Origin of the sequence: Amycolatopsis orientalis DSM 43388, from assembly GCF_000411975.1 — a bacterium.
GTDB classification, from domain to species: Bacteria; Actinomycetota; Actinomycetes; order Mycobacteriales; family Pseudonocardiaceae; genus Amycolatopsis; species Amycolatopsis orientalis_D.
This window is the reverse complement of sequence record NZ_ASXG01000166.1, coordinates 100,669-116,170: the sequence shown is the minus strand read 5'-3', so window position 1 is coordinate 116,170 and position 15,502 is coordinate 100,669. Positions and strand designations below refer to the sequence as shown.

At 71.8% G+C, this 15,502-nt stretch carries 12 protein-coding genes; 9 read left to right on the top strand and 3 right to left on the bottom strand.

The genetic code is table 11. From position 1 onward, the window contains the following. The first annotated feature begins 280 nt into the window (after positions 1 to 280). The 3 genes from L942_RS46065 (at position 281) to L942_RS34380 (ending at position 2,521) form a co-directional block, all read left to right on the top strand. The gene (locus tag L942_RS46065; protein ID WP_037368270.1) at positions 281 to 1,594 is read left to right on the top strand and encodes a lysozyme; all 1,314 of its coding nucleotides are present in this window, start codon (positions 281 to 283) and stop codon (positions 1,592 to 1,594) included. 61 nt (positions 1,595 to 1,655) lie between these two features. Continuing rightward, positions 1,656 to 2,021 carry a YrdB family protein gene (locus tag L942_RS34385; protein WP_037368268.1) on the top strand — a complete coding sequence of 122 codons (366 nt, stop codon included), beginning with the start codon at positions 1,656 to 1,658 and terminating at the stop codon, positions 2,019 to 2,021. A gap of 53 nt (positions 2,022 to 2,074) precedes the next feature. Further along, positions 2,075 to 2,521 (top strand): hypothetical protein, encoded by a 447-nt coding sequence (locus L942_RS34380; RefSeq protein ID WP_158684582.1) that lies wholly within the window; start codon positions 2,075 to 2,077, stop codon positions 2,519 to 2,521. A gap of 4 nt (positions 2,522 to 2,525) precedes the next feature. Here L942_RS34380 and L942_RS42310 read toward each other — a convergent pair whose 3' ends face one another. After that, positions 2,526 to 4,730, bottom strand: a complete 2,205-nt coding sequence (locus tag L942_RS42310; protein ID WP_051166450.1) for a serine/threonine-protein kinase — start codon at positions 4,728 to 4,730, stop codon at positions 2,526 to 2,528. A gap of 88 nt (positions 4,731 to 4,818) precedes the next feature. Between L942_RS42310 and L942_RS34370 the strand changes: the two genes are divergently transcribed. Continuing rightward, the gene (locus L942_RS34370; RefSeq protein WP_037368265.1) at positions 4,819 to 6,414 is read left to right on the top strand and encodes an acyl-CoA synthetase; all 1,596 of its coding nucleotides are present in this window, start codon (positions 4,819 to 4,821) and stop codon (positions 6,412 to 6,414) included. Positions 6,415 to 6,465: 51 nt separating this feature from the next. On the opposite strand, the gene L942_RS34365 is transcribed toward L942_RS34370, so the two are convergent. Further along, positions 6,466 to 6,915: a MarR family winged helix-turn-helix transcriptional regulator gene (locus L942_RS34365; protein WP_037368262.1), complete on the bottom strand. Its 450-nt coding sequence runs from the start codon at positions 6,913 to 6,915 to the stop codon at positions 6,466 to 6,468. An 89-nt stretch (positions 6,916 to 7,004) separates the two neighbouring features. Between L942_RS34365 and L942_RS34360 the strand changes: the two genes are divergently transcribed. After that, the gene (locus tag L942_RS34360) at positions 7,005 to 9,257 is read left to right on the top strand and encodes an FUSC family protein (RefSeq protein ID WP_158684581.1); all 2,253 of its coding nucleotides are present in this window, start codon (positions 7,005 to 7,007) and stop codon (positions 9,255 to 9,257) included. A gap of 3 nt (positions 9,258 to 9,260) precedes the next feature. On the opposite strand, the gene L942_RS34355 is transcribed toward L942_RS34360, so the two are convergent. Next, positions 9,261 to 9,902 (bottom strand): S1 family peptidase, encoded by a 642-nt coding sequence (locus L942_RS34355; RefSeq protein WP_037368261.1) that lies wholly within the window; start codon positions 9,900 to 9,902, stop codon positions 9,261 to 9,263. 320 nt (positions 9,903 to 10,222) lie between these two features. Here L942_RS34355 and L942_RS34350 point away from each other — a divergent pair, with 320 nt between their 5' ends. The 4 genes from L942_RS34350 to L942_RS34335 are packed head-to-tail and all read left to right on the top strand — an operon-like array spanning position 10,223 to position 15,492. Continuing rightward, positions 10,223 to 11,164 (top strand): ABC transporter permease, encoded by a 942-nt coding sequence (locus L942_RS34350; RefSeq protein WP_037368259.1) that lies wholly within the window; start codon positions 10,223 to 10,225, stop codon positions 11,162 to 11,164. Continuing rightward, positions 11,161 to 12,162 carry an ABC transporter permease gene (locus tag L942_RS34345; RefSeq protein ID WP_037368257.1) on the top strand — a complete coding sequence of 334 codons (1,002 nt, stop codon included), beginning with the start codon at positions 11,161 to 11,163 and terminating at the stop codon, positions 12,160 to 12,162. Before L942_RS34350 ends, L942_RS34345 begins: the two co-directional genes overlap by 4 nt. Positions 12,163 to 12,182: 20 nt before the next feature. Continuing rightward, positions 12,183 to 13,871 carry an ABC transporter substrate-binding protein gene (locus L942_RS34340; RefSeq protein WP_037368256.1) on the top strand — a complete coding sequence of 563 codons (1,689 nt, stop codon included), beginning with the start codon at positions 12,183 to 12,185 and terminating at the stop codon, positions 13,869 to 13,871. A gap of 4 nt (positions 13,872 to 13,875) precedes the next feature. Then, the gene (locus L942_RS34335) at positions 13,876 to 15,492 is read left to right on the top strand and encodes a dipeptide ABC transporter ATP-binding protein (protein ID WP_037368254.1); all 1,617 of its coding nucleotides are present in this window, start codon (positions 13,876 to 13,878) and stop codon (positions 15,490 to 15,492) included. Positions 15,493 to 15,502 lie beyond the last annotated feature (10 nt).

Sequence of the window (15,502 nt, the reverse complement as noted above, 5' to 3'; positions counted from 1 at the left end):
TCTTGCTCGCGCGTGCTGATCACTCACCGCGACCGGTGGCGAATTGGCCGCCGGCAGTGACCCGGGGTGGGTGAGTTTCGTCCCGGCCGGAGACCGTCGTACCCCCGGTGACCTCGGAAAACCTCCTGTGTACCACGAGTCACATCACTCCCAGTGGTTTACAGGCGTCCCGCGTGTCGCACACACTGGGGCTCGCCCAGGTGATCCGGTGCCGCTCTTGGGGAAGAGAAGCGGACGGCCGGAGCGCTCCCCGGGCGGGAAAAAGACGAGGGAGTAGAGGATGACGGGCTCCGGGCGGATAGCGGCTCGGGCGGGTGCGGTCGTCGCGGCGGCAGCGGTGGCCGCGGTCGGAGCGCTGGGGCTGCTGCACGCGCCCCGCGCGGCGGCGGCGCCTGCCGAGGTGCCGGGCATGGACGTGTCCGGCCATCAGGGCAATGTGGACTGGAAAGCGGCTTGGAACGCCGGCGCGCGCTTCGCGTACGTCAAGGCGACCGAGGGCACTGGGTACCGAAACCCGTATTTCGCGCAGCAGTACGACGGCTCTTACGACGTCGGGATGATCCGCGGCGCGTACCACTTCGCGCGTCCGGACGTGTCCGACGGCGCGACGCAGGCGGACTACTTCGTCGCGCACGGCGGAGGCTGGTCGGCGGACGGCCGCACCATGCCGCCGATGCTGGACATCGAGTACAACCCGTACGGCTCCACCTGCTTCGGCCTGTCGCAGTCCGCGATGGTGTCGTGGGTGCGGTCGTTCTCCGAGCGGGTGCACGCGAAAACGTCGCGCTGGCCGATGCTCTACACCACCACCGACTGGTGGAAGACCTGCACCGGTGACTCCGCAGCGTTCGGCGACACGCATCCGCTGTTCATCGCCCGGTACGCGCAGAGCGCGGGGCCGCTGCCCTCGGGCTGGCGCTACTACACGATCTGGCAGTACTCGGACTCCGGCAACAAACCCGGCGACCAGGATTCGTTCAACGGCTCGATGGAGCAGCTGATCAAGCTCGCCGGCGGCGACGCCCCGAAGAGCGAGGCCCCGGCGCCGCCGAAACCGACCACCTCGACGAAGCCGCCGACGTCGGCCACGCCGACCACGAGCGCGCCGCCGACCTCCTCGGCGACCAAGACGCCGACGAAGACGCCGACCAGTTCGGCCACGACCTCGCCGACGACGACCACGAAGGCGAGCCCGACGACGTCCAGCAGCCCGACGTCCAGCAGCCCGACGTCCTCGGCGACGAAGCCGCCGGCGTCCACCTCGTCGCCCGCGGCGAAGAAGGACATCAGCGGTCTCGTCTGGGCCGGCGGCATGCAGGCGAACCCGCCCGGCTCGCTGTCGGACGCCACGCACGCCGGCTCGCTCACCGCCCGCGTGCACGAGGTCGCGAAGGTGACGCCGAAGGCCTCGGCCCCGCAGGAGGTCGCGACCAGCCAGCCGGCGCAGACCTCCGCGCCGGAGGCCAGCCAGCCGAAGCAGCAGGCACTGGCGAAAACCGGCGTGAGCACCCCGCGGCTCGCGGTGTTCGGGGCGGCGCTGCTGGTGTTCGGGGCGATCCTGATGACGCTCTCCCGGATGGTCGCCCGGCGCTAGCTTCCGGCCGGGTCCGCGACTCCGCGCACGGAGCGCGGGCCCGGCCGTTAGGCTTCCCGGCGTGACCACGACTCGACCCGAATTGCGCGGTTTCCCCGGCGCGGTGCTCGTTCTCCGCTTCCTGACCGAACTGGCGCTGCTGGCCGGGCTCGCGGTCGCCGGTGCGCGGCTCGGCGGGAGCACGTTCCTCGACATCCTGTCCGCGGTGCTGTGGCCGGCGCTCGCCGGGGCGATCTGGTGGCTGGTGATCGCGCCGAAGGCGAAACGGCGCAGTCCGGAGCCGACCCGGTTCTTCCTCGAGGTCGGGCTGTTCGCGGTGGCCGCGCTCGGGTTGATCGCCTCCGGACTGCTGGTCGCCGGGATCGTGCTCGGCACCGCCGGGATCGCCGTCGCGGCGGCCGTGCGGGTGTGGGCGAAGGACGGCTGAGCGGATTTCCCGGGCCGGGACCGGTCCCGGCGATCGCTCAGTACGGTGCGCGCATGGACTTTCGCACCTCGGCCCGGACGGCCTTCGTGCCGGTCGCGTTCCTCGCCGCGGCGACCGCGTGCTCGGGCAGCCCGGCCTCGCCTCCCGCACCCGCGCCGCCTTCTTCCTCGGCCGCGCCGGTGAGGGAACAGGTGCCGGACCGCGAGCCGCACACGCTCGTGCTGAACGCGACCGGTTCCGGTTCGCTGAAACAGGTCTCCTACACCCTGGACGGCGCGGCCAAGGAAACCGGGCCGGTGAAGATGCCGTGGCGGCAGTCGCTCACCGTGCCCGCGGACGGGAAACCGCACCAGTGGACGTTGGAGATCACCTACTCCGGCGCGAGCGGACACGTGGAGATGTACTCCGTCGTGGACGGCAAGGAATCCGTGCACACCGCGAGCGGCGGGTCCGGGAACGTCACCGGGTCGGCCTCGATCGGCGGCTCGGTGCAGGGCTGAGCGCTCAGGACGGGCCCGCGTCGTGAGTCCACCAGTCGATCATCGCGAACGGCTCGGCGCCGCGATGCGCGATCGCTAGGATGTCCGACTGGTCGTCCGTCCACTTCAGAATGCGCTCGCCGCCGGGCGTGAGGGTCGCGCAGGCGAGCCGTCCGGTGCGGCCGCCGCGCGAGTACGGGCGGTCGGCGGCGAAGTCCGGCGGCTGGTCGGTGCACGCCTTTTCGGTGGTCTGGGTGCTGTTGAAGACCTGCTTCATCGTGGCCGCGTCGGGCAGTTGGTAGTAGACGACCAGTCCGGCCCCGCTGGTGCGTCCGCAGGCGACGGCCGCGCCGGCCGGCGCCACGCCGATGTCCTGCCATCGCTGGTCCGCAGACGGGCGCACGCAGTTGAGCCGGGACGCGGCGGGAATCCGTTGCAGCAGAGCGTTTTCCGCCGGATTCGGGAACGCGGCGTCGCGGTTGACCTGCGCGACGATCTGGCTCAGCGGCGCGAGGTGCCACTGCGACCACCATCCGCCGACAGTTGCCGGGACAGTGCCGGCGACGTGGCCGATGACGCGGAGGGGTTCGAGGCTCCAGTCGATCGCGACGGTGCTTTCCTGGCCCGGATGGCAGAGCACCTGTCCGAGGTCGACGCTCAGCCAGTCGAAGCGGGTCGTGCTCAGGAAAGAACCCGGGCAAGGTCCGCCGCTCGGGGCCTTCGCGGCGGCGACCAGACTGTCGAAGCTCTTGCGCACTGCCGCGGCGTCAGCGAAACGGTAGTAGGAGACGTCGCGAGCGCCGGTGCCGCTCGGCGTGCAGGAGACCCCGGCGACGGCGCCGGGGTAGCCGCTGAGGTCCCCAGGTGTCGCGCGGCGGCACTGGTTCCCGGCGCCGAGGCTGATGAGCGCGGTTTCGTCCGGGGTCGGGAAAGCCGGTGCGCCGGTCCAGCCGACCCAGGCCGCCCGCAACGCGGCGTCGTCGTTCGCCGAGGTGTGGGCGGTGGTGACGGTGCGGGCGGCGTCGTCCTTCCAGACCAGCAGGGACAGGGAGGGCCCGGCCCAGCAGAAGACGCGGCCGAGGGCGGGTCCGGTTGCCGGGTAACGGTGTTCGGCCCCGGCGGCCGACGCGCAGTCTCCCTGCCCGGGTGACACCCCGGTGCGGGACAGCGCGGCCGAGTAGGCGTCGTCGGCCTGTTTCTGGTCGGCGTACAGCGCGGTCGTGGCGGCGCGGCCGGACGGGTCGCGACAGGTGACGGTCGCGGTCGCGCCGGAAACCGCCGAGTCTGCTGGGGAGCAGTCCGCGCGGAGCGCCGCGGGCAGTCGGGCGAGGGTGGCGTCGTCGATTCCGGACGGGTTCGCGACGATCAGCCCGGCGAGGAGCAGCGCCGCGCCGGCGACCGCCGGGATTCCCGCGCGCAGCGCCCGCCGCCTCCGCCGGTCCCGGCGTTCGGCCGCGACCAGGTCCTCGACCAATGCGGTGCACGTCGGATGCCGCGCGTCCGGGTCGGTGCTGAGCGACCGGCGAAGCGCGGAGAACCCGGGCCGGTCGAGGTCGGCGGGGTGGCCCGGGGGAGCGCCGGTCAGGCATTCGCAGAGCACGCAGGCGAGCGAGTACACGTCGGCGGCCGGTCCGGCCGGTTTGCCCTGGCGTTGTTCGGGCGCGGCGTAGCCGACTGTGCCGAGGAACGCCCCGGTCGCGGTGAGCTGGGTCAGGTCGAGCTGGCGGGCGATGCCGAAGTCGCACAGGTATGCCCGGCCGTCGGCGTCGAGCAGGATGTTGCCGGGTTTGACGTCCCGGTGCACGAGCCGGCGTTCGTGCGCCGCGTCGAGAGCGGCCGCGATCCCGCGTCCGATTTCGACAGTCTCCGGAAAAGACAGCGGACCGCGGTCGGCGAGCAGCCGGGCGAGGTTCGTGCCGCGGACGTACTCCATCGCCAGGTAGCCCAGGTAGCCGTCGTCGGTGAACCCGGCGTCCAGCACCGGGACGACGTTCGGGTGCACGAGGTCGCGCGCGATCCGCGTTTCGCGTTCGAACCGGGTACGGAAACCGGGCACCGCCATGAACTCCGGGCCGACGACCTTGAGCGCCACCGCGCGGTCTTCCGCCGTGTCGAGCGCCTCGAAGACCTCGCTCATCCTGGTGCGCGCGAGCTGGCGGACGAGCCGGTACCGGGGCAGCCGGGCGCTGATGTCCGGCCGGTCCAGCGTCGGTGCTTCGGTTTCGTCCACGCGCCTCTCCCCAGGTGTGCCGAAAGCCTACCGAGACCGGCCGCCGGCCCTGCTTGCGCGCGCCGCGCCGGTGGATGAGACTCCCGCTATGCCGAGCCCGTTCAGCGCCGAAACGGCGGAAGCGATCCAGCACGCCCGCCAGCATTCCGTCGGGGATCTCCTGCGGCGCACCGCGTTGCGCCTCCCGGACAAGCTCGCGATCGTCTCCGGCGAGCGCCGGGCGACCTACCGCGAGTTCGACGCGGCGGTCAACCGCTGCGCGCACCGGCTCGCCGAACGCGGCCTCGCCAAGGGCGACCGGCTCGCGCTGCTCAGCCGCAACTGCTGGGAGTACGCGGTGCTCGTGTTCGCCACGGCCAAGCTGGGCGTGGTGCTCGTGCCGGTGAACTTCATGCTCGGCGCGGAGGAGGTCGCGTTCATCCTCGGGCACGCCGGGGTGTCCGGGCTGATCGCCGAGGACGCGCTGCTCGACACCGCGGCGGAGGCCTTGGCCCGCTCCGGCCGCACCGGCGCCCTGCGCGCGCGGATCGGCGGCAGCGGCGGCGGATGGGAGAGCGTCGCGGACTGGATCGACCAGCCCGGCGACGAAACCGCGCCCGCGGTGCCGGTGGCGGACGACGATCCGCTGCGGCTGATGTACACCTCCGGAACCGAATCGCGGCCGAAGGGCGTGCTGCTGTCGAGCCGGTCGCTGATCGCGCAGTACGTCTCGTGCGCGATCGACGGCAGCATGACCGGCGACGACATCGAGGTGCATTCCCTGCCGCTCTACCACTGCGCGCAGCTGGACTGTTTCCTGTCGGTCGACGTCTACCTCGGCGCGACGAGCGTGATCCTGCCCGGTCCGGACCCGGCGGCGCTGCTGGCCGCGGTGGAACGGGAACGGGCGACGAAGCTGTTCGCGCCGCCGACGGTGTGGATTTCGCTGCTGCGCCACCCGGCGTTCGACACGACGGACCTGTCCAGCCTGCGCAAGGGCTACTACGGCGCGTCGCCGATGCCCGCCGAGGTGCTGCGCGAACTCGCGCGCCGGCTGCCGGACGTGCAGCTGTGGAACTTCTACGGCCAGACCGAAATGGCCCCGCTCGCCACGATCCTGCGCCCGCACGAACAACTCGCGAAGGCGGGTTCGGCGGGCCGGGCCTCGATCAACGTCGAGACCCGGATCGTGGACGAGGACGGCCGCGAACTGCCGCCCGGCGAGGTCGGCGAGATCGTGCACCGCAGCCCGCACGCGACGCTCGGCTACTACGAGGACGAGGAGAAAACCGCCGCGGCCTTCGCCGGCGGCTGGTTCCACTCCGGCGACCTCGGCGTGCTCGACGAAGAGGGTTACCTCTCGGTGGTCGACCGGAAGAAGGACATGATCAAGACCGGCGGCGAGAACGTCGCGAGCCGCGAGGTCGAGGAAGCGCTGTACCTGCACGACGGCATCGCCGAGGTCGCCGTGTTCGGCGTCGCGCACCCGCACTGGATCGAGGCGGTGACCGCGGCGGTCGTGCCCCGCGAGGGCGTCACGCTCACCGCGGACGAGGTGCTCGCGCACGCCCGCAAGCACCTGGCCGGGTACAAGTGCCCGAAGTACGTGGTGTTCGTGGACGCGCTGCCGAAGAACCCGAGCGGGAAGATCGTCAAGCGCGCGCTTCGGGAGGGGCACGCCAACCTGGCGCGGGACGCCTCGTGAGCGGCGGACTGGTGCTCGCTGCCTGCTGAGTCGGCGCCGCACCCGAGACCGTCAGGCGCGCAGGTACTTGCGGGCGACGGCGGCGTTGTAGCGGTCGAGGAATCCGGCGAAGGCGCGGACCTCGTCCGGTGTCCAATCGTCCAGCAGGTCGCCGACCGACGAGCGGCGCCGCGCGCGCGTCAGGTGCATGAGCTCCCGGCCGCGCTCGGTGGGAGTGATCACACAGCGGCGGCGATCGTCGCTGGCGTGGCTGCGTTCGACGAGGTCCTTGCCGAGCAGGGCCGACACTTGCCGTCCGGCGGTGGACGGGTCCAGGCCCAGCGCGCCGGCGAGCGTGCCGATGTCGGCCGAGCCCAGGCCGTCGAGGGTGCGCAGGAGCAGGTACTCCGCCTGGTCCAGTTCGGCGTACACGTCCGTGCGGCGGCGCAGCAGCTCGAAGTTGCGCACCAGCACCGCGGTGGCGCGTTCCAGCACGTCGAGCGCCTCGCTGGTCTGCTCCATGCCCAGGTCCTCCGATGAGCCGAAGAAGCGTCGCGGAAATACCGGTATCATACCGATGATTGGCGCGCGGCGGATCGGAAGGCGGGTGGATGCTGTCCAGGGGCACGGAGATCCGGGACCGCGTCGTCTCGTCGGATCCGGGGCTGAGCAGGCTGCGCTCGGCGCTCGCGGCGACCGTCTCGATGGCCACCGCGCTGGGCGTCGAGTACCTGCTGGCCCATCTCACCGGCGCGGATGCGAAGGGCGCGCTGGTCGGGATGCTGCTCGGCGCGGTGGTCGCGATGATGGGATCGATGGCCCTCGGCGACGCGGGCGCGTGGGCGAAGGTCAAGACCGCGGTGTTCTTCCCGGTCGCGTTCGCGGCCGGGATGGCTCCGGGCGCGGCGGTCGGCGCGCATCCGGACCTGATGCTCGTCGTCTTCGTCGTGGTGATGTTCCTGGCGGTGTTCGTCCGCCGCTTCGGACCGGCGTTCTTCTTCTACGGCTTCATGGCCTGGATGGGCTACTTCTTCGCGTCCTTCCTGCACGCGACCATGGCGGCGCTGCCCGCGATGCTGCTGGCCGTCACGGTCGCGTCCGCGTGGGTGCTGCTGCTTTCGCTGACGTTGCTGCGCACCAATCCGAAACGGACCCTCGGCCAGGTGGTCCGCTCGTTCGACGCGCGCGGCCGGTCGCTCGCGCGCGCCTGCGCCGACCTGCTGGCCAACCGGGACCCGCGGCAGGAAACCCGGCTGCGGCGGCGGGTCCAGGCGCACCAGGCGAGGATCGCCGAAGCGGCGCTGATGATCGAGGCCTGGTCGGCGCAGCCCGGCGCGGTCCCGGCCGGGTTCTCCGCAGCAGCGCTCCGCCGGGCGATGGTGGACGCGCATCACCTGCTGGACCAGCTGGCCACCGCCGCGTGCGCACTGGTCGACAGCGGGTCCGGGCTCGCCGTGCCGGCCGCCGAGGCGGCGGACCGGCTGGCGCGGCACGACGACCGGGGCGCGGCGGAGGTCGCGTATCGGCTGGCTGCGCTGGCCGAACGCGCGGGCGGCACGGCGGGCGGCTGGTGGCCCGCGCGGCACTTCGCGGCGGCCGCGCTGGAAATCGCGCCGGTGCTGGAGCGCGCGCGGAAGCCGGGCGCGGCTGGCGCCGAGCCGGTCGACGACTTCGAACCGGCGGTCGGGCTGGTCTTCGGCGCGCTGCCGGGTTCCGCCGCCGCCGCGGGCGAGGTGCCAGCGCGGCACGCGCGGTGGAACCCGTTGTCGCGCTTGGACTTCGTCTCCCGGCAAGCGGTGCAGGGCGCGATCGCCGGCACGCTGGCCATCGTTGCCGGGAAACAGCTGTCGGACGCCCGCTACTACTGGGCGGTGCTGGCCGCGTTCATCATGTTCACCGGCACCGCGACCCGCACCGAAACGTTCCTCAAAGGCTTCAACCGGGTGCTCGGCACTCTGGTCGGACTGGCCGCGTCGATCGGGCTGGCCGAGCTGACCGCGGGCAGCACCGCCGCGGTGCTCGGGGTGATCTGCGGGAGCATGTTCCTCGGCTTCTACCTGATCCGGCTCTCGTACGCGTACATGATCTTCTTCATCACCATCATGGTCGGCCAGCTCTATAGCGTGCTGCACGAGTTCTCGCCCGGCTTGCTCCTGCTGCGCCTGGAGGAGACCGCGATCGGCGCGGCGGTCGGCTTGGTGGTGGCGATGCTGGTCACCCCGCTGTCCACTCGCGACACTGTGCGCACGGTGCGGAACAACCTGCTCGAAGCGCTGCGCGAAGTGCTGACCGCGGCCGCCGCCCGGCTGGAACAGCAGCACTCCGATCCGCCGCCGGACTTCGACGCGCTCGCCCGTGTTCTGGACCACCGGCTTTACCAGCTCGCGCTGGTCGCCCGGCCGCTCACCCGCCCGGTGCTGGGCGGCACCACCTCCCCGCGGCTGCGGCACCGGTTGTCGCTCTACGCCGCGCTGACGACGCACGGTCGCGCGCTCGCCGTCGCGATGCGGACGCCACCAGGTTCGTGCGCCCGGCACCCGGACGGCCCGGCGGCGGCGTGCGCCGCGCTTGCCGAAGCGGTCGAGGAACTGACCGCGGCGCCGCCGGGCACCGGCCGTCCGGCTGCCGAGGGCTCGCTGGCCCGTGCGGACGTGGCGTTGTTCGCCTACACTCCGGCCGCTCCCGGCGACCGGGCGAACGACCCGGCGCTGCGCGCGTTGAGCCACCTGTACCACGTGCTGTGCGATCTCGCGGCGACCGGACCGGCGGGTCCGCGCCGGCTGCGCGCCCTGCCCGCGCCGACCGTGCCCCGGCTGTATCGGCAGGTCCGCGCGGGCGTGCCGGGGGAGCGTTCGGCCGGGTGACGGTCAGGCGAGCGTGGCCCCGTACGCGGCCAGCACCGCGGGCAGCGGCTGGAAGAAGCTGACCTGGTTGTTCCCGCCGGACAGCACGCCGTAGCCGACCCCGGCGTAGAACAACGGCCCGCCGCTGTCGCCGGCCCCGACCGGGATGTCGGTGGCGATGGTGCCGACGACCTGTTTGCCGTTGCCGTAGTTCACAGTCTGGTTGAGGCCGAGGACATCCCCGCAGGTTTTCTTCGTGGTCATGCCGCTTTTGCAGCCGACCTGGCCGACCTGCGGGGTGCCTGCGCGCAGGATCGGCTGGGTGCTGCCGTCGTACCGGTCGACGCGGCTGTGCCCGGATCCGGAAAGGTCCTCGACGCGGCCGTAGTCGGTCACCGGGAAATGGCTGTCGACGTTGCGGCCGATGTCTTTCCAGTCGAGTCCGTGCTCAGTGCAGTGCCCGGCGGTAAGGAGGTATCGGACGCCCTTGACGAGGATCGCGAACCCGGCGGAGCAGTAGTACGGCTCGCGGCCGGGCCCCGGGGAGACGGTGTACATCGCGTCGCCGCCGTGCACCGCCGCACCGGCGGCCGAGGCGGGCGGGCTCGCCGCCACGGCGGCTGCGGTCAGGGAAAGCAGCACTCCGGCCAGAGAGCGGCGAAACATCGGCGGGTCCTTCCGTCCACAGGAGACTGGCTGCGTGCGCCCAGTCCAGTGCCGGGTCGGCGGCGGCACAAACGGACTCAGCCGACCGTCCCGGGAGTGCCTCCGAACGGGTGACAACAACGCGCGCCTGGCCGCTGTGCGCGCGGCGCGTGAGCCGGGCCGCCGAACCGCCGGTGACCTGCGTGAACGTCGTGGATCTCCGGGGAGCCGCGACGGCGGCGGCGTCTCACGATCCGGAACGGGCGCCGCCGTCGTGGTGAATTTCCTTCGGGTTCTCTACTGTCACGTCGTCAAGTAACGCTGATCTGCATAGGGAACCGTTGTCCGACATCCTGTCGCCGGGCGGCGCTGGGGTCCCGGCGGCCGCTCCGGCCTCCCGGAACCTGTGGCGCGCGCTGCGGCACGACCGCTGGGCCCAGGCCAGCGCGGTCGTCATCGTGCTGGTGATCGTCACCGCTCTGGCGGCTCCTCTGCTCGCCCTGATCGAGGGCCAGGATCCGTACACCTACCACACCGAACTGCTGAATCCGGCCGACGGAACCGGCGCGGGATTCCTCGGCGGGATCAGCGGCGGCCACTGGTTCGGCGTCGAACCGCTGACCGGACGGGACCTCTTCGCGGTCGTCGCGTACGGCGCGCGCACGTCGTTCCTGATCGGGCTCGCCGCGACCGCGGTTTCGGTGCTTCTGGGCGTGCTGCTCGGGGCGAGCGCCGGGTACGCCGGCGGCTGGTGGGACACCGTGGTGAGCCGGGTGACCGACGTGCTGCTCGGGTTCCCGCAGCTGATCTTCATGATCGCGCTCGGCGCGGTCGCTCCGCAGTCGATTCCGCGCCCGCTGCTGCTGATCGCGGTGATCGGCCTGTTCAGCTGGCCGCGCGTGGCCCGGGTGGTCCGCGCGCAGACGCTGAGCCTGCGCAACCGCGACTTCGTCAAGGCCGCGCGGGCGCTCGGCGCGGGCGGCGGGCACGTGTTCCGCCGCGAGCTGCTGCCGAACCTGTGGGCGCCGATCATCGTGCTGGCGACGGTGAGCATCCCGGCCAACATCGGGCTGGAGGCCGCGCTGTCGTTCCTCGGCGTCGGCATCCCGCCGCCCACGCCGAGCTGGGGCCGATCCATCAGCGACGCGATCAACTGGGTGCAGACCGATCCGATGTTCCTCATTTTCCCGGGCGCCGCGCTGTTCGTCGCGACGCTCGCGTTCAACATGCTCGGCGACGGGCTCCGCGACGCGCTCGACCCGAAGACGGCGGTGCGCCGGTGAACCGCACCCTGCGCTTCGTGGGCATCCGCCTGCTGGGCATGCTCGGCGTGCTGCTCGTCGTCAGCTTCGGCACCTTCGCGGTGTTCTACCTGCTGCCCACCGACCCGGCGTACATGTCCTGCGGCAAGCCGTGCACGCCGGAGAACCTGGCGCTGGCCCGGGAGTTCATGGGCTTCGACAAACCGTGGATCCAGCAGTACTTCGACTTCCTCGGCGGCATCTTCACCGGACGCACGTTCGGCGCCGGCGTGACCGCGATCGTCTGCTCCGCGCCGTGCTTCGGCTATTCGTTCCAGCAGAGCGAACCGGTGCTGACGCTGATCGGGGACCGGTTGCCGATCACCGTGTCGCTGGCCGTCGGCGCGTCGGTGATCTGGCTGGCCGCCGGCGTCGCGACCGGCGTGTTCTCCGCGCTGCGCCGCGGGAAGTTCGCCGACCGGGCGGCGATGACCGTGACGCTCGCCGGGGTGTCCGCGCCCGCGTATCTGGTGGGGCTGCTGGGAATCCTGCTGTTCGGCTTCACGCTCGACGTGGTGCCGGTGAGCGGCTACGTGGAGTTCGCGCAAAGCCCGGTCGACTGGGCGTGGCACCTCGTGCTGCCGTGGCTGGTGCTGGCGTTCATCAACGCCGCGGTGTACGCCCGGCTCTCGCGCGGGCAGATGCTCGAGATCATGGGCGAGGACTTCATCCGCACCGCGCGGGCGGTCGGCCTGCCGGAGCGGACCGTCGTCGGGAAATACGCGCTGCGCAACGTGTTGCTGCCGGTCGTCACGGTATTCGCGGTCGACCTCGGCGCGCTGCTCGGCGGCGCGGTGATCACCGAGCGGGTGTTCGCGCTGCCCGGGCTCGGCGGGCTGCTCGTCGACGCGGTGCACCAGGTGGACCTGCCGGTGCTGATGGGCGTCAGCCTGTTCGCCGCCTTCTTCGTCGTCCTCGCGAACTTCGCGGTGGACGTGCTCTACGGGGTCCTCGACCCCCGCGCTCGGCTCGGTTCTTGAGAAAGGGAACGGAAAAAACCATGGATCGCAGGGACTTCCTGAAGGCGCTGGGCATCACCGCGACGGTCACCGGGGCCGGGGCGTTCCTCGCCGCGTGCAACGCGAACGAGCAGTCCGGCGGCGGGGGTTCGGTCGCGGTGTCGTCCGGCGGGACGCTGTACATCCTGAGCGACACCACGACGCAGCACCTCGACCCGGCGAAGAGCCAGAACCTGGCGATCACCACGATCAGCCTGATCCACCGGCGGCTCACCGCGTGGAAGACCTCCGCGGACGGCCCGGCCACCGTGGTCCCGGACCTCGCCACCGACACCGGCCGGGCGAGCGCGGACGGGAAGACCTGGACCTACACGCTCAAGGACGGCCTGAAGATGGCCGACGGCACGCCGATCACCAGCGCCGAGATCAAGTACGGCATCGAGCGGTCGTTCGATTCGGCGTTCTCCGGCGGCCTCGGCTACCACAAGAACCTGCTCGCCGGCGGCCCGGGCTACAAGGGCCCGTTCAAGGGCGGCGAACTGGCGTCGATCGAGACTCCGGACCCGAAGACGATCGTGTTCCGCCTCGCCCGCCCGTACGGCGACTGGCCGTGGATCGCGAGCATGCCCGCGTTCGCCCCGGTGCCGAAGGGCAAGGGCACCGACGCGACCTACGACACGAAGCCGGTCGCGTCCGGCCCGTACCAGGTCGAGTCGTACCAGAAGGGCGTGCAGGTCAAGTTCGTCCGGAACCCGAACTGGGACGCCAAGACCGACCTCGCGCGCACCGGGCTGCCGGACGCGGTCGTGATCCAGATGGGCCAGGACACCGGCGTCGTCGCGAAGCGGCTGCTGGCCAGCCAGGGCAACGACGCGTTCGCGTTCGGCTCGTCCTTCGTGAACCCCGCGCAGCTGGCGCAGATCCGCACGAACCCGGCGGCGAAGAACCAGCTCGTCACGTCGAAGTCCGGCGCGCTGGCCTACCTCGCGCTGAACACCAAACGCGGCCCGCTGGCCAATCCCAAGGTGCGCCAGGCCTTCCAGTACGCCGTGGACAAGACCGCCTACCAGGTCGCCGCCGCGGGCAGCGCGGACCTGGCCGGGCCGATCGCCACCACGCTGATCACCGAGGGCATCGCCGGGCGCGAGGTGTACGACCTGTACCCGGCGCCGCCTTCCGGAGATGTCGCGAAGGCCAAGCAGCTGCTCGCCGAGGCGGGTTTCCCGAACGGCATCGACAACCTGGACTTCCCGGTGTCGACGGCGAACAACGAGGCGGACAAGGCGCAGGCGATCCAGGCCGCGCTGCAGCGCGCCGGCATCCGCACCAAGCTGCGCCCGCTCGACGACGAGGCCTGGACCACGCTGGTCACCGGCAACGACGGCAACTACGACCTGACCCTGGGTTCGTGGCAGCCGGACTTCCCGAGCGCCAACGCCAACATCGAGCCGCTGTTCGGCACGTCGGAGATCGGCAACGGCGGCTACAACGAGTCGCGCTACTCGGTGCCTGAGGTGGACGCGCTGATCGCGGAAGCGCAGGGCACGGTCGACCCGGTCGCGGCCGGGAAGCTGTGGGCGAAGGCGGACAAGCGGATCATGCAGGACTCTCCGGTGGTGCCGCTGATCTACACGCGCAACTCGTTCCTGCACGGCGCGAAGGTCGGCAATTTCGCGATCGGCGCGTTCCCGGCGTACCCGAACTACCTCCAGATGGGCCTGGCGAAGTAATCCCGTGACCGAGCAGCTGCTGTCCCTGCGCGACGTCTCGATCCGGTTCGGCGACACCGCCGCCGTTCGAGAGGTGAGCTTCGAGGTGCGCCCCGGCGAGGTCGTCGCCCTCGTCGGGGAATCCGGTTCCGGCAAGTCGGTCACCGCGTTGTCGCTGCTCGGCCTTCTGCCGGACACCGCGACGGTGACCGGTTCCGCGGTGCTCGACGGCCGTGATCTGTACACAGTGGACGGTCCGGCGCTGCGCGCGGTGCGCGGCGGCGAAATCGGCATGGTGTTCCAGGAGCCGATGAGCGCGCTGAACCCGGTGTTCCGGATCGGCACGCAGCTCGTGGACGCGGTCCGGGCGCACCGGAAGGTGTCGCGGGCCGCGGCGCGCGAGCGGGCCCGCGAACTGCTGGACCTCGTGGAACTGGACGCACGCCGCGTGTTGCGCGCGTACCCGCACGAGCTGTCCGGCGGGCAGCTGCAGCGGGTGGTGATCGCGCTCGCGCTGCTCCACGACCCGAAGCTGCTGATCGCGGACGAGCCGACGACGGCGCTCGACGTCACGGTGCAAGCCGGGATCCTGCAGCTGCTGCGGTCGCTGCGGGACCGGCTCGGCACGGCGATTCTGCTGGTGACGCACGACATGGGCGTGGTCGCGGACGTCGCGGACCGGGTGGTGGTGCTGCGCGACGGCGAGGTCGTCGAGCAGAACACGGCGGCGGGGCTGTTCGCCTCGCCGGGCGCGGACTACACGCGGGAACTGCTGGATTCGGTGCTGTCGCTGGGTGCCGAGCCGGGCGGCGCGGCGCCGAAGACGTCCGCGCCGCTCGTGGCGGTGACGGATCTGGCGGTGACTTACCGGGTCGGCGGCGGCGCTCCGCCGGTGCGCGCGGTCGACGGCGTGTCGCTGACGATCGGGACCGACGAGGTGCTCGGTCTCGTCGGCGAATCCGGCTCCGGCAAAAGCACGATCTCGTCGGTGCTGACCGGCTTGGTCGCGCCGTCGGCGGGTGCGGTGCGGATCGACGGCGTGGACCTCGCGCGGGCGTCGGCCCGGCAGCGGCGGGAGCTCCGGCGGCAGATCGGGATCGTGTTCCAGAACCCGGCCTCCGCGCTCAACCCGCGCGCGACGATCGGCGCGAGCATCGCCGAGCCCTTGGTGGTGCACGGCGAACGCGGCCAGCACCGGGAGCGGGTCGCGGAACTGCTCGCCGCGGTGCGCCTGGACCCCGGCTGGAGCGGCCGGTACCCGCACGAGCTGTCCGGCGGCCAGCGGCAGCGGGTCGGGATCGCCCGGGCGCTGGCCCTGCGGCCGCGGCTGCTGATCGCCGACGAACCGACGAGCGCGCTCGACGTGTCGGTGCAGGCCTCGGTGCTGGACCTCCTGGCGGACCTCCAGCGGGAACTGGCTTTCGCGTGCCTGTTCATCAGCCACGACCTGGCGGTGGTGGAGCGCGTCGCGGACCGGGTCGTCGTGCTGCATCACGGCCGCGTGGTCGAGGAGGGCCCGGTGGCGACGGTGCTGGGCTCGCCGCGGGAGGACTACACGCGAAGGCTGGTCGCCGCGGCGCCGGCGGCGGATCCGGAACGGCAGCGGGAACGCCGGGAGGCTTGGCGGGCGCTGTCGGGGTGACCGATGAGTT